This window comes from Cloacibacterium normanense, from assembly GCF_003860565.1.
Taxonomy (GTDB): Bacteria; Bacteroidota; Bacteroidia; order Flavobacteriales; family Weeksellaceae; genus Cloacibacterium; species Cloacibacterium normanense.
On record NZ_CP034157.1, the window covers coordinates 88,654 to 102,238 of the forward strand.

At 32.0% G+C, this 13,585-nt stretch carries 12 protein-coding genes and 1 tRNA gene; 8 read left to right on the plus strand and 5 right to left on the minus strand.

Features of this window, described 5'->3' with window-relative positions:
• The first annotated feature begins 50 nt into the window (after nucleotides 1-50).
• The 5 genes from clpX to EB819_RS00470 all read left to right on the plus strand — a co-directional run bounded on the left by clpX (nucleotide 51) and on the right by EB819_RS00470 (nucleotide 4,970).
• Nucleotides 51-1,235, plus strand: a complete 1,185-nt coding sequence (clpX, locus tag EB819_RS00450; RefSeq protein WP_069797928.1) for an ATP-dependent Clp protease ATP-binding subunit ClpX — start codon at nucleotides 51-53, stop codon at nucleotides 1,233-1,235.
• 78 nt (nucleotides 1,236-1,313) lie between these two features.
• Nucleotides 1,314-3,284 (plus strand): T9SS type A sorting domain-containing protein, encoded by a 1,971-nt coding sequence (locus EB819_RS00455; protein ID WP_124878629.1) that lies wholly within the window; start codon nucleotides 1,314-1,316, stop codon nucleotides 3,282-3,284.
• Nucleotides 3,285-3,307: 23 nt separating this feature from the next.
• Nucleotides 3,308-3,514 (plus strand): Fjoh_0651 family PID-CTERM protein, encoded by a 207-nt coding sequence (locus tag EB819_RS00460; protein ID WP_124878631.1) that lies wholly within the window; start codon nucleotides 3,308-3,310, stop codon nucleotides 3,512-3,514.
• A gap of 48 nt (nucleotides 3,515-3,562) precedes the next feature.
• Nucleotides 3,563-4,852 carry a TlpA family protein disulfide reductase gene (locus EB819_RS00465; RefSeq protein ID WP_069797932.1) on the plus strand — a complete coding sequence of 430 codons (1,290 nt, stop codon included), beginning with the start codon at nucleotides 3,563-3,565 and terminating at the stop codon, nucleotides 4,850-4,852.
• Between the two features lie 44 nt (nucleotides 4,853-4,896).
• A tRNA-Met gene (locus EB819_RS00470) sits at nucleotides 4,897-4,970 on the plus strand.
• Nucleotides 4,971-5,279: 309 nt separating this feature from the next.
• On the opposite strand, the gene EB819_RS00475 is transcribed toward EB819_RS00470, so the two are convergent.
• From EB819_RS00475 to EB819_RS00495, 5 genes are all read right to left on the minus strand, one after another.
• Nucleotides 5,280-6,317, minus strand: a complete 1,038-nt coding sequence (locus EB819_RS00475) for a DUF3810 domain-containing protein (protein WP_069797934.1) — start codon at nucleotides 6,315-6,317, stop codon at nucleotides 5,280-5,282.
• Entirely contained in the window at nucleotides 6,311-7,264 is a 954-nt protein-coding gene (locus tag EB819_RS00480; RefSeq protein WP_069797935.1) for an ROK family protein, read from the minus strand. The genes EB819_RS00475 and EB819_RS00480 overlap by 7 nt, the downstream gene beginning before the upstream one ends.
• Nucleotide 7,265: 1 nt before the next feature.
• On the minus strand, nucleotides 7,266-8,537 hold the full coding sequence (locus tag EB819_RS00485; RefSeq protein WP_069797937.1) for an MFS transporter: 1,272 nt from the start codon (nucleotides 8,535-8,537) through the stop codon (nucleotides 7,266-7,268).
• Between the two features lie 91 nt (nucleotides 8,538-8,628).
• A complete protein-coding gene (locus EB819_RS00490) occupies nucleotides 8,629-9,351 on the minus strand; it encodes a lysophospholipid acyltransferase family protein (protein WP_083250146.1) in 723 nt (240 codons plus the stop codon).
• 4 nt (nucleotides 9,352-9,355) lie between these two features.
• Complete coding sequence (locus EB819_RS00495; RefSeq protein WP_069797940.1) at nucleotides 9,356-9,814, minus strand: GtrA family protein; 459 nt, start codon at nucleotides 9,812-9,814, stop codon at nucleotides 9,356-9,358.
• A 217-nt stretch (nucleotides 9,815-10,031) separates the two neighbouring features.
• Here EB819_RS00495 and EB819_RS00500 point away from each other — a divergent pair, with 217 nt between their 5' ends.
• From EB819_RS00500 to EB819_RS00510, 3 genes are all read left to right on the plus strand, one after another.
• Nucleotides 10,032-10,286, plus strand: coding sequence for a hypothetical protein (locus EB819_RS00500; RefSeq protein WP_069797970.1), 255 nt, complete (start codon nucleotides 10,032-10,034; stop codon nucleotides 10,284-10,286).
• Between the two features lie 39 nt (nucleotides 10,287-10,325).
• Complete coding sequence (locus tag EB819_RS00505; protein WP_069797942.1) at nucleotides 10,326-11,189, plus strand: BadF/BadG/BcrA/BcrD ATPase family protein; 864 nt, start codon at nucleotides 10,326-10,328, stop codon at nucleotides 11,187-11,189.
• A gap of 61 nt (nucleotides 11,190-11,250) precedes the next feature.
• Nucleotides 11,251-13,536, plus strand: a complete 2,286-nt coding sequence (locus EB819_RS00510) for an NADP-dependent malic enzyme (RefSeq protein ID WP_069797944.1) — start codon at nucleotides 11,251-11,253, stop codon at nucleotides 13,534-13,536.
• Nucleotides 13,537-13,585 lie beyond the last annotated feature (49 nt).

Sequence of the window (13,585 nt, forward strand, 5' to 3'; positions counted from 1 at the left end):
ATTAACTCAAATTTCATAGCGAAGTTTGAGTTTTTTCAAAAATAAAAAGAATGAATCCTAATCAATGCTCATTTTGCGGAAGAAAAAAATCTGAAGTTGAAATTTTAATCTCAGGACAAAATGGATTTATCTGTGAAAACTGTGTAGAGCAAGCGCATGCTATCGTAAAAGAAAGTGTACATGAAGAAGAGTTTTCGCCAGCTACCTCGATTGAAGAACTTAAAAAACCTAGAGAAATTAAAGAATTTCTAGACGAATACGTAATTGGTCAAGATCAAGCCAAAAAACAATTGTCTATAGCAGTTTATAACCATTATAAAAGACTTCTTCATAATAAAGACGAAAATAAATCTGTAGAAATTGAGAAGTCTAACATTATTATGGTAGGCGAAACAGGAACGGGGAAAACACTTTTAGCAAAAACCATTGCTAAGCAATTAAACGTTCCGTTTTGTATTGTAGATGCTACTATTTTAACAGAAGCAGGTTACGTAGGAGAGGATGTAGAAAGTATTTTGTCTAGACTTTTAATGGTGGCGGATTATGATGTTGAAAAGGCGGAAAAAGGAATTGTTTTTATCGACGAAATTGATAAAATTGCCAGAAAATCAGACAATCCGAGTATTACCAGAGATGTTTCTGGTGAAGGGGTTCAACAAGGTTTATTGAAGCTTCTAGAAGGAAGTATTGTAAATGTTCCACCACAAGGAGGAAGAAAACATCCTGACCAAAAATACATTCAAGTAAACACTCAAAATATTTTATTTATTGCAGGTGGAGCATTTGATGGAATTAAAGAAATCATCGAGAGAAGACTCAATAAGCAAGCGATAGGTTTCAGTACAGATAAACATTCTAAAGTAGAAGAAGAAAGCTATATTTTAGAAAAATTAAATGCTACAGATTTAAGAAGTTTCGGGCTTATTCCTGAATTATTAGGTAGATTTCCTATTGTTACTCATTTGGATAAACTGACCAAAGAAACAATGCTTAGAATCCTTACAGAACCTAAAAATTCTATCATTAATCAATTTGTTGAACTTTTTAGGTTAGACGGCATAAAACTTGCATTTACGGATCAAGCTCTTGAAAAAATTGTAGACTATACCATTGACAAGGGTTTAGGAGCAAGAGGTCTTAGAGGTACTACTGAGAAGGTTCTCGAGGATTATATGTACAAAATAGATGAAATAGAAAAAGACTTACTCATTGATAATGAGGATATTTTTATATAAATAGTTTGTCTTTTAATATAAATTTGCTATATTTGTACATTCAAAGAGTTTTATAAATTCTTGAAAAAACACAAACAAATGAAAAAAAATTTACTCACATTATCTTTAGTAGGAGTGTGCGCTTTCGTGAATGCACAACTCACTTACTTAGGAAACGGTGCTCTAGTCCATGTTCAGGATAAAGCATTAGTTTACAGTGGAGGTGGTGTAAAACTTGATGGAAATGCTAAAGTAAATACCATAGGAGACTTTATGGTCGTTACCCCTTCTCAAAGTTTTGAAGTTGCTCCAACTGCTGATTTTCGTTTACAATATTCTTCTCCTTCTGTTTATGGTCAATTGTATATTAAAGGCATGCCTCAAGCCAATATAACAGGTAAGATAAACAAAGAATATGTAGATGTAAAACACGGAAATACAGGAAGACAGCAAGTTGCACTTCCTTTCTATAATTATTCAATTACTGATTTACAAGCTTCATTACCACATATTAATGTGGCTAATTCTGCCTTAACTGTAACAGGCAGATTTAATAAAAGATCAGTTTTTAAATGGAATAATACCACCGCTGCTTTTGATCAATTAACTACTACTCTTACTCCAACTGTAGTAGGAAAACCAACAGATTATTACATCTTGTCTAGAAGGTTGTATGACGGAACTGAAGTTTGGAATCCAACGTTAGTTGCAGAAAATCCAAATGCAAATTTGCAGGGATATGTACCTTCTAGCGCGTCTGATTTATACTCTGCGAACTCTATGAAAAAAATCTTCAAAGGAGTTCCAGTGTCTGATTTAAATACCGCAGATACAGAAGTTACACTTGCGGGAGCTTTTAGTGGAAGTTTCGGAACAAATGGTGCTACTAAAAATGCATACAATGAAATTTATAACACTTATGTAGATGATCCTTTTGTAACTACAAAATGGAGTGCCGATTATGGTAAAAACCTTTATCAGCATGGGAATCCTTATTTAACTAATATAGATTTATCATTAGTGAAAAAAGGAACTGCAGCAACTGATGATGAAAATGCAATTTCTAATTTAAATGGTATTTCTTATTACACTTCAGGTATTGAAAATTCTTTCCCAGTTGGTACTATTTATACTTCTACCACTGCTGTTGTTAGAACTTTTGACTCTGCAGGAAATGTAAATGGAGGCCTTGCAAATGATTTGGTAATAAAGCCTATGCAAGAATTTATGATTAAGCTATCAGACAATACTTCTCAAACTTTAAAATTTTCAAAAACAAGAAGATTTGCTCAAACAGCAAGACCTGAAGCTACTCCTTATTCTGTAACCGCTAGAGTAAGTAATGCACCAGTAGTTACCAAGCAGTTAGGTGTAGTATTGTATGATGCTAATGATACTGAAATAGGAAGAACGTTTTATATTGTAAATAACGAAGCAGTTTCTGGATTCTCTCCTGAAAATGCTAGAATGCAAGCTACTACAGGTTCTACTTCTATTTATACTAAGGAAGAACAACTTTCTGGAGGTGCAGATGTAAATGCTAATTATAATTTATTTATCAATGAAGCAAATGAAGTAGATTTTTCAGGGAAAGAGATTCCTTTGGTTGTTAATAATGCGAATGCAGCTAAATTAAAATTCTTCCTAATTGAAGGAGGTAAGTTAGTGGAAGATAAAGGTAATTTATCAAACGGAAAATCATTTTATTACAGCAATAATGGTACATTAACCAAAATTAAAAGCGGTGATACATTTTCCTTAACAAATACCAACTTTACTTACGGTTTATTCTATGAACAACCAGCAGGAGTTCTAGGCACTTCTGAACTTTTAAAAGGTCAAACAATTGTAGCTAAAAAAGATCAAGGATATATTGTAAGATTTAATAAGAATTGGAAACAAGCAGATATTGAAGTTTATTCTTCTGTAGGTCAATTATTACATTCTGCTAAAAAAGTTTCTACATATGATGATTATAAACTACCTTTAGATAATGTTACTAATGGAGTTTATATCGTAAAAATTAAGTCTAATGATGGAGAAATAGTAACCAAGAAAGTAATAAAATAAAAACACAAGTCATGAGAAGCACAATGAAAAAATTATTTATAAGCTTTAGCTTTTTTCTTGGTACCATGCTAGCTTTGGCCCAAGTTGTTCCACCACCTCCACCTCAACCGGAGTCTGGAGATATTGGAGGCCCTGCAACTCCGATTGATAATTACATTGTTGTATTACTTTTAGTGGCAATATTTGTAATTGCTTATGCACACAGAAAATTAAAAATGAATAATATATAAAATGTAAAAAAAACTCACTACTCGTGAGTTTTTTTTTATCTTTATTGCATGAAAAGAAAACTGTTACAAACCACACTTTTATTACTAAGTTATTTTGCTTCAGCTCAGTTTACCATTAAGGTAGAATCTCCCAAAGATTTTTCATTTAATGAAGCTTATCTTTATACTGTTAATGGTTCTAAAGATATTTTAATTGACAAAGCCGAGAAAAAAAATAATACTTGGCTATTTCAGGTTAAAAATAGCTATTTAGGATTATTAAAAGTTTATTTTCCTCAGGCTAATACTTCTTTAAACCTGGTTTCAGAGAATAAAAATGTAGACCTTAAGTTTTCGGTTAAAAATAATAAAGTACAGCAGATAGATTATTATGACGAAGTCAATAATATATTTTATAGTATTCAAGACCAACAGAAAAAAAGAGAACAAATTTTACCTGCACTCTATCAAATACAGAATTTTTATAAAGAAAATTCAGATTTTGGGGTTGCACTAAAAAATGAAGTTTCTAACTTAAGTGCAGACATTGTTTTTGATTCGGACAAACATCCTTTCTTAAGTTATTATTTCAAAACCTACCAAAATTTTTTACAAGAATCTGTTAGTAAAAAGAATCCTACAAACGATGAGATCATTTCTTTTTTAAATAATACACAAAACTATTTAGAAACTTCTTCTTTGCTCAAACCTATTCTCATGGTTTTTTTAAGCAATACAAGTAGATCAAGTTTAGGTGATGAAGTAGATAAGTTACTTACTGCAGTAAATGTAGAAACGCCTCGTGGACAAACAATACTTTCGGAATTAATTGAAATTTTTAATGTTTACAGCATTAAAGATTTAAAAGAAAAATATCTTACAGAAGCCAAAAATTTAAAATGTACCATTAATGATAGATTAGCCAATACTATAAAATCTAATGCGAATACAGAAATTGGAAAGATTATTCCCAATAATACTTTTTTAAATCCTGTAAATACTAAAGTGAAATCTCTACACGATGTGAAGGCAGATAAAAAGATTATCATATTGTGGTCTTCTACTTGTTCTCACTGCGAAAAAGAAATTGGAGAAATGGTGCTTCAGTATAATAAATTGAAAGAAAAAAATATAGAAGTAGTAGGCCTTTCTTTAGATTCTGATGCGAAGTCTTATTCAGATAAAGTAAAAATGCTGCCTTGGATTAATGATACAGAACTCAAAGGTTGGTACAGCAGTTATGTAGATACTTATAATGTTCATGCAACACCAACTTTTTATATCGTAGATGCTAAGAATAAGATTATCGCTAACCCAGATAACTTTTCTGAAATTTTAGAATTATTACAGCTAAAATAATTTGTAGACTTTAAAATTATTTATATATTTGCACCACGAAAAACGGCGAGGTAGCTCAGGTGGTTAGAGCGTTGGATTCATAACCCAAAGGTCACGGGTTCAAATCCCGTCTTCGCTACAAGATAAGCAATAAATATTCTAAATATTTATTGCTTTTTTTTGGTTAAAAATTATGATTAATTCTCTAATTTTCTCAAAAGAAATTATCATACAGTTTCTTTTATTACAATTTTTAGTGAATAATAATATCTTAATGCTTCATAATGAAGAAATGACAAAAATTAGTTGAAAAAAGATGTAAAAAATTTTGTTAGTATAAAAGAAATATGTATTTTTACACCGCTTTCAATGAGCTATCGCTCGAAGGCAATAAATTTTTTTTCATCATTTGTGTTTTTAGAATCACATCCTAGGATGTGATTCTTTTTTATGCCTTTCTTCGTTCGTATAACACCAGTAAATCAATGAAATAAGAGTAAGTAATGCTACCTTCTTGTTGGTTTGATTTTAAGAAAATATCATTGGCGAAATAAAATATTTCGGCGATAAAAGAATCGTTTTTTTCTTTGAATAATTGCTCGTTTTTGAGGTCATTCTTCACTTCTTGAGAGAGAAATAAAGTTGCTTGAGCAGCAAACTCTGGATTAGTATTTCGCAATGCGTTTACCAAAGTTTTAGTTGCGTATAAATAAGCACTGTATTTGAGTTCAGAATTGTTAGAGTTTTTACAAATGAGGAAGCCTATAAAATTAGCTTCTTGCTCCCTTGCAAAACCTAATTGATGCGCACTTTCATGAGACAACGTGAAAGGAATGTAAGTGTTAGGTAACTCAGCGTTATATTGTGCTTCTGTGGTAAATGGATTGTAATATCCAAGTATTCCTGTATAGCTTATTAGTGGATTAAATAAGCTCGTTTTAAAGATGTCAATATTTGACGTTTTAAATGGATAATACTCTTTTGGTAAGCGCTTTTGAGAATGAAGTATGCTTGACTTTAGTACTTCAATATTTTTAATTTTGAATATATGCTTTGTTTCAATTTTTTTTCTTTCTTGATTGGTTAATGCTATGTATTTTAAAGTAAGTTTTTCTAATTCTTTGGTGGAGATTTCTACTTTATTTTTGTCATAAAGAGGTTTTTGGAAATACAGCATTCCCCATGAAATTTGATAAATAAAATAAAAAATATTTAGTATAATCAATAGAACGCTAAAGTTTCTGCTCTTAATACTTTTGAAAAGAAAAAGTAAAAGGAAAAAGATGAAAATAATATAAAAAATATCCCCAAAAGAAAATATAAAATGAGAGAAAAGCTCATTTTGAAATTCTTTTTTCAAATGAAAAATAGCAGTGAATTGATGAACGATTATTTCGTTTTTTGAAAAGATATAGAATAAAAGAAATTGGGCAAACAATAAGCCTGCCCAAAATAATGATTGTTTATTTTTTAAAATTTTTACCATACTAAAGCGCTTGCTCCAAGAATTGCAGCATCTGCTTCTTGTAAGTCACTGTACAAAATTTTAACTTTATTTTTGAAAACTTGTAATAAGTTGTCTTCCATAGCTTGTCTGGTTGGCTTCATGATAAGGTCACCAGCTTTGGTCAATCCACCGAAAAGTACAATGGCTTCAGGTGCAGAAAAATGTACGAAAGTAGCTAAAGCTTCTCCTAAAATTTGACCTGTAAATTCGAAAACTTCATTGGCTAAAGAATCTCCTTGTTCTGCGCATTTAAATACGGTTTCACTGGTCAATTCATTGATAGGATAATTTTCTAATAAACTAGGAGAGTGCTGAGTTTCTTGTAATAATTCAATAGCGGTATCTCTTACACCTGTTGCAGATGCGTAAGCTTCTAAAGAACCTTTCAATCCAGTTCCTTTGTGCTCTCTACCACCATTTCTTACAATTACGTGACCTAATTCTCCTGCAAAACCGTTGTGTCCTAAAACGATTTTTCCATCAATGATAATTCCGCTTCCTACTCCAGTTCCTAAAGTAATGGTGATGAAGTTTTTCATTCCTTTAGCAGCACCATATTGCATTTCGCCTACTGCAGCAGCATTAGCATCATTTGTTAATTTAGCCGGAATTTTAAATTTTTGTTCTAGAAGTTCAGCCATAGGAATAATGCCTTTCCATTTTAGGTTGGCTGCATATTCTATAGTTCCTTGATAATAATTAGCATTAGGAGCTCCCATTCCTATTCCTACGAATGCTTCTGGACCGCCATATTGCTCAATCATAGGATTAAGTTTTTCTGCTAAATCATCTATAAATTCTTCTACATTTTCATGTTCGTTGGTTTTAATTCTGTCTTGAACTAGAATTACACCTTTTTTATTTACGATACCGAATTTGGTGTTGGTACCACCTACATCGATACCAATTGCATGTTTTTCTTTCATGTTAGTCAACTTTAATGTCTTTATTTACGTTTTTGCTTCCTACTAATGCATAGAATAGCATATAAGTAATTCCTATAACTACTACCCAATAACTTTGTACATATCCGAAGATATCAGCAGCATAACCTTGGATTGCTGGGATAATTCCTCCACCACAAACCATCACCATGAAAATGCCAGATGCAGCTGCAGTATATTTTCCTAATCCTTCTGTAGCTAAGTTAAAGATTCCTCCCCACATTACAGAAGTACATAATCCGCATAATACCAATAGCATAATACTTACCGGAACTTGAGCTAATCCGAAAGAAATATCAGATTGGAAAACAGGCATACTTACCATTTGGTCTTTTGGTAAGAAGATTGCTAAAAGTACAAATACTAATCCTAAAACTGCTGCGAAACTTAACATTGATTTACTAGAAAATTTAGAACCTAAAACTCCTCCAGTTAATCTTCCTACTAACATTAAGAACCAATATGTTCCTACTACAGTTCCAGCAGTGGTAGCATTAATTTGTAAGTCGCCAGTCATATAAAGATTAGCAATATTTGGAATTCCTACTTCTACACCTACATATACGAAAATTGCAATTGCTCCTAATACGAAGTGTCTGAATGAAAGAGGACTGTGTGTATTTTTCTCAGTGCTTTTCTCTGCTACAATGTGTGGCTCTGGAATGCTCATAGAATATAATACGATAAATGCCAAAACAAAAATTCCTATTGCTAAGAATAATGCTGGATTAGCATCTGAAATAGTAGCTTTAGCTACATCTCCCATTAAATAACCTACTAATACTGGAACGATAGTAGCTCCCATAGAATTTAAAGTACCACCGAATTGTAATAACTGGTTACCTCTTTTTCCTTCTCCACCTAAAGTATTTAGCATAGGGTTTACTACAGTATTTAGCATACACATAGAGAAACCACCTACAAATGCCCCGATTAAATAAACGGCGAAACTTTCGATTTTACCAGAGAAGAAAGTAATTGCTACACCAGCAATACCTACCAAAATTGCAGTAAGAGCAGTTTTTTTATAACCAATTTTTTGCAGCATTAAACCTGCAGGAATTCCCATGAAAGCATAGGCGAGAAAATTGGCAAAATTACCTAATTGTGAGAGTAAATTACTTGCCTGAAATTGGTTTTTTACAATTACTCCCATCGGATTTTGTAAACCTGTAACGAAGGCAATCATAAAAAAGAGTGCAAACATCATTGCTATCGGTAATGCATAGCTTTGTTTGTTTTGGTTAGTGTCCATATTTTTGTTTTTTAATTTATTTTATAAATCCTGAGCAGAAATTATGCTAACAAATATATTATTATTTTCTCGAAATGATATAATAGATTTTTTAATTATTTTGAAGGGTAAATTTAATAAGATTATGTGAAACTTCTTTCAATTCCTGTATGTTTTTTGTTGGCTCTAAAATATCATTAAAATAAATTTTAATTTTTCCTGGATAGCCTTTTCCATGGTCAAACGGAAACATTTCCTTCGGCCCTACAAAGGTAAAAACAGCAAGAGGAGACTGGTGTTTGTTAGATAAAATAAAAGCTCCATCTTTAAATTTGTCTAAAATGACAGACATGTCATCAGGAACGCCACCTTCTGGAAAAATCACAATGCTGTCTCCTTCTTCCATACGTTCTGCGCATCTTTCATAGACTTCTGCTCTGCTTTTGGGCGAACTTCTGTCTACCATTACACAGATTCTTTTATAAATAGTACCGAAAATAGGAATTTTAACCAATTCTTTTTTACCAACAAAGCAAATAGGATGATGAGGGAATAATAAAACTGGAATAAAAATATCCACAATAGAAGTGTGATTGGCAATAATAACGTATTGTTGGTTTTTGTCAATTTTTTTGTTGGTCTGATTAATGAGTTCATATCTGAATCCCATACCATAAAAAACACCTTTACACCAAAGTCTCACGAAAAAATAAGCATATTTATAGTGTTCTTTTTTTATGGAGAGCAAATAAACAGGAATAAAGAATAGAATAAGTAAAATTCCAGCGAGTAAAACCATCCAGCCTCGCCAAAGATAATTAAGTGCTCTTTTCATGTTTTTAACCATTAAAAATTACGTTTTTCTTAATTGAATAATTAAGGATAGAAACCAATCCAATGGCAGCGATTTTACTTAAAATCTGTGGACTGAAGGTATAAATAATCATATCTAGATTATCTCTAAAGATGGTATTGTAGAATAATTGGAAAAATAGTAAACTCAATATAGTAGAGAAAAAAGAAATCACCATAAAATAAGCAAATTCCCTTTTTTTAGAGTGCTTCCCACGTTCGAAAACAAACCAAATGCTTAAAAAATAATTGAAAACGATACCACAAGTAGTAGATAATATGTTGCTCAACGGAAAATGAATTCCGTGAAAATTAGTTTCACTTGAAAAAAAAATAGGGATATTAACACTGAATAATTTAAAACTCCCAATTTCTACAATCGCACTTAAACCTCCCGCAATAATAAAAAATAGAACTTGCTTTTGTTTTAATAAAAGTTGTTTCATAAAATTTTCTTACTACAAATTTAAACTTAAATGTTAAAGTTTAATAAATTATCATTAATTATTTTTTTATAACAAAAAAATATATAATTTAGTATAACAAAATACGCCATCAAAACCTGATAAAAAATTCATTTTCAATTATATATGAAAGTGATTTTTTTGTCTTGACACCAGATTGTTCATTGATATTTACCACACCAAATCAAAAAATAAAAGTATGAAAACACCGAGACCATACAGAAAATTTCAGTATAAGCAAGAAAAAATTAAGGACTTAGAAGAGCACAATCCACGCTTCAAAAGAATTTATTCAGAATTCGAAAATCTCACAGACGAAATATGGGACATAGAAACTGGAGATAGAGCTTCTGTGCCAGATGATTTTATGTTTGCCCTTAAATTACAGACTCATTATTTGGAAGATGAAATAGACCATTGGCTAGACCTAAAAGATGAGGAAAGCATAGAATAAAAAAGATTTTCCTAATTTAGCAATTTAAACGCTTTGTGTATGATTGCAATTGTTGACGGTGGTTCTACAAAATGTGACTGGGTAATTCTAGATCATTCTGGTAAGATTTCTCAAAAGACCGAAACACTCGGTTTTAATCCAAATATTATTAATGCAGATTTGATTCCTCAAGAAATTGAGAAGAATCAGCATCTGTATTTTCTGAAAGAACATTTAAAAGAAATTTATTTTTACGGTTCTGGTTGCGGAACTCCAGAAAATGCGGCTTTGGTAGAAGTTAATTTACAAAAAGCATTTCCACATGCCAAGGTAATTGTAAAAGAAGATATGACAGCCGCAGCTTATGCAGCTTACAATGGTAAACCTGCAATTGTTTGTATTCTAGGAACGGGTTCTAATTCATGTTTTTTTGATGGAGAAACTGTAAGGAGAGATTTGCCATCACTAGGCTTTTTAATTGGTGACGAAGGAAGTGGTTCTGCGCTTGGTAAACAATTGTTGCGCAAGTTTTTCATGAAAAAATTACCCAAAGATTTACACGAAGATTTCATGGCTACTTATCATCTTACCATAGAAGATGCCATTAGAAATATGTATCACAATCCTAGAGCTAATGCTTATCTCGCAGAATTTAATAAATTTGTAGTCCTCAAAAAATCACATCCATATTTTCAAAATATGATATTTGATGAGATGAAAAATTTCTTTGAATATCAAGTGCTTCCTTATGAAGAAGCCAGAGAAGCAGAAATTAACTTTATTGGTTCTATCGCTTTTGTGTACGAAGATATTTTGAGATCTGCCGCCGCAGAACTTAATCTTACCGTAGGAAAAATTGTACAAAGACCTATAGAAAGCCTAGTAGAGTATCATAAAAAATACATTTTCAATCAAGAGGAATAAAAAATATTTCCTCTTCTTTTTTTAATATAGAATTTACTTTTAATTAAATTTTTTAAAATTTATGTCAAATAAAACGCATAGAGATCAAGAGCAATTTAGAAACGCAGCACTTGATTATCACAGAAATGAACCTAAAGGAAAAATAGAAGTCATTCCCTCTAAACCTCACTCTTCGCAGAGAGATTTATCCTTAGCTTATTCACCAGGTGTTGCAGAACCTTGTTTAGAAATCGAAAAAAATCCTTCTTCGATATATGAATATACCACCAAAGGAAACTTAGTTGCTGTAATTTCAAACGGGACTGCTGTTTTAGGATTGGGAGACATCGGTGCAGAAGCTTCTAAACCAGTAATGGAAGGAAAAGGATTATTGTTTAAAATCTTTGCAGATATTAATGTTTTTGATATTGAGATTAACGAAAAAGATCCAGACAAATTTATAGAAATCGTTAAAGGAATTTCGCCCACTTTTGGAGGAATCAATTTAGAAGATATTAAAGCGCCAGAAGCTTTCTACATAGAACAAAGACTGAAAGAAGAGCTTAATATTCCTTTGATGCATGATGACCAACACGGAACTGCAATCATTTCTGCAGCAGCATTAATTAATGCGTTAGAATTGGCAGATAAAAAAATAGATGAGGTGAAAATGGTGGTAAATGGAGCAGGAGCAGCAGCAATTGCTTGTACCAAATTATACATTGCACTAGGTCTTAAAAAAGAAAACGTAATGATGTGCGATTCTAAAGGAGTAATTAATCATAAGAGAGAAAATCTTACTCCAGAAAAATTAGATTTTATAGCACAAACAGATATTTCTACATTGGAACAAGCTTTAGAAGGAGCAGATGTTTTTGTTGGTCTGTCTAAAGGAGATGTTATGACTGCGAAAATGCTTAGTTCAATGGCGGAAAATCCTGTGGTTTTCGCTTTGGCAAATCCAACACCAGAGATTGATTATAATCTTGCCATCGCAACAAGACCAGATGTTATTATGGCAACGGGAAGAAGTGATTTTCCTAATCAGGTGAATAACGTTCTTGGTTTCCCCTATATTTTCAGAGGTGCATTAGATGTACAAGCTACTGGAATTAATGAAGAAATGAAATTGGCTGCTGTAAAAGCAATCGCAGAATTAGCAAAAGAGCCGGTTCCTGAAATGGTAAAATTGGCTTACAATGTTAAAAATATAGGTTTTGGTAGAGAATATTTCATTCCGAAACCATTTGATAATAGATTATTAACCAAAGTTTCCATTGCAGTAGCAAAAGCGGCTATGGAAAGCGGAATTTCTAGAAAACCGATTGCCGATTTCGAAGAATACGAAAATCAGTTGCTTGACAGAATGGGTAGAGATGAAAAACTCATCAGAATGATGCAAAACAGAGCACGTTCTAATCCAAAACGTGTTACGCTAGGAAATGCTGAAGAATATAATGTATTGAAAGCTGCACAAATTCTTTATGAAGAAGGAATTGCTCATCCTATTTTATTAGGAGAGAAAAAATTCATCAAAGAACAAATGGAAAAATTCGGAATTCATTTAGACGTTCCGATTGTAGATCCGATGGACGATGACCAAGACGATAATCGTAAAAAATATAGAGAAACGCTTTGGAGACTTCGCAATAGAAAAGGTGTAAATGAATATATTGCCAAAAGATTGGTAAGACAAAGAGATTATTTTGGGCCACTCATGTTGCAACATGGTGACACGGATGCACTCATTGTAGGATATTCTAAAAATTATAGAACTGTTCTGAGACCTGTTTTAGAAATTATAGAAAAAGCAAAGGGAGTAGATAAAATTGCTTCTATGATGATGATTTTATCGGATAAAAAACCTTATTTCTTTGCTGATACTTCTATCCATGTAAATCCTACACCAGAAGAAATGGCTAACATTGCAAAAATGGCAGAATATGCAATTAAATCTTTCGCTATTCAACCAAGAATTGCCATGCTTTCTTACGAAAATTTCTCAGCCAATTCTGAGACTTCTAAAAAAGTAGCAAAAGCAGTAAATATTCTGCATCAAAAATATCCAGATATGATTGTAGATGGAGAATTTCAGCCAGATTTTGCGATGAGTGCAGACCATCTTCAGGATTATCCTTTCTCAAAATTAGGAAAAACTCCAGCCAATACTTTTATCTTCCCGAATCTAGAAAGTGCTAATCTTTCTTATAAAATTATCAGAGGAATGAAAGTAGCACAAGTAGTAGGACCTATTTTATTAGGACTAAAACAACCGGTACACGTTTTACAAATGCGAGCAAGTGTAGATGAAATTGTGAACTTGGCAACTATAGCCGTTTTAGATGCTCAAATGCGAGAAAATCAATAATATTTAAACCGAGAATTTTCTCGGTTTTTTTATTGTTAAAATTTTTTTT

Bases quoted from the DNA above. Each gene is read 5' to 3' on its own strand.
- clpX (WP_069797928.1), top strand. From the start codon at position 51: ATGAATCCTAATCAATGCTCATTTTGCGGAAGAAAAAAATCTGAAGTT.
- EB819_RS00455 (WP_124878629.1), top strand. From the start codon at position 1,314: ATGAAAAAAAATTTACTCACATTATCTTTAGTAGGAGTGTGCGCTTTC.
- EB819_RS00460 (WP_124878631.1), top strand. From the start codon at position 3,308: ATGAAAAAATTATTTATAAGCTTTAGCTTTTTTCTTGGTACCATGCTA.
- EB819_RS00465 (WP_069797932.1), top strand. From the start codon at position 3,563: ATGAAAAGAAAACTGTTACAAACCACACTTTTATTACTAAGTTATTTT.
- EB819_RS00475 (WP_069797934.1), bottom strand. From the start codon at position 6,317: ATGGTAAAAATTTTAAAAAATAAACAATCATTATTTTGGGCAGGCTTA.
- EB819_RS00480 (WP_069797935.1), bottom strand. From the start codon at position 7,264: ATGAAAGAAAAACATGCAATTGGTATCGATGTAGGTGGTACCAACACC.
- EB819_RS00485 (WP_069797937.1), bottom strand. From the start codon at position 8,537: ATGGACACTAACCAAAACAAACAAAGCTATGCATTACCGATAGCAATG.
- EB819_RS00490 (WP_083250146.1), bottom strand. From the start codon at position 9,351: ATGAAAAGAGCACTTAATTATCTTTGGCGAGGCTGGATGGTTTTACTC.
- EB819_RS00495 (WP_069797940.1), bottom strand. From the start codon at position 9,814: ATGAAACAACTTTTATTAAAACAAAAGCAAGTTCTATTTTTTATTATT.
- EB819_RS00500 (WP_069797970.1), top strand. From the start codon at position 10,032: ATGAAAACACCGAGACCATACAGAAAATTTCAGTATAAGCAAGAAAAA.
- EB819_RS00505 (WP_069797942.1), top strand. From the start codon at position 10,326: ATGATTGCAATTGTTGACGGTGGTTCTACAAAATGTGACTGGGTAATT.
- EB819_RS00510 (WP_069797944.1), top strand. From the start codon at position 11,251: ATGTCAAATAAAACGCATAGAGATCAAGAGCAATTTAGAAACGCAGCA.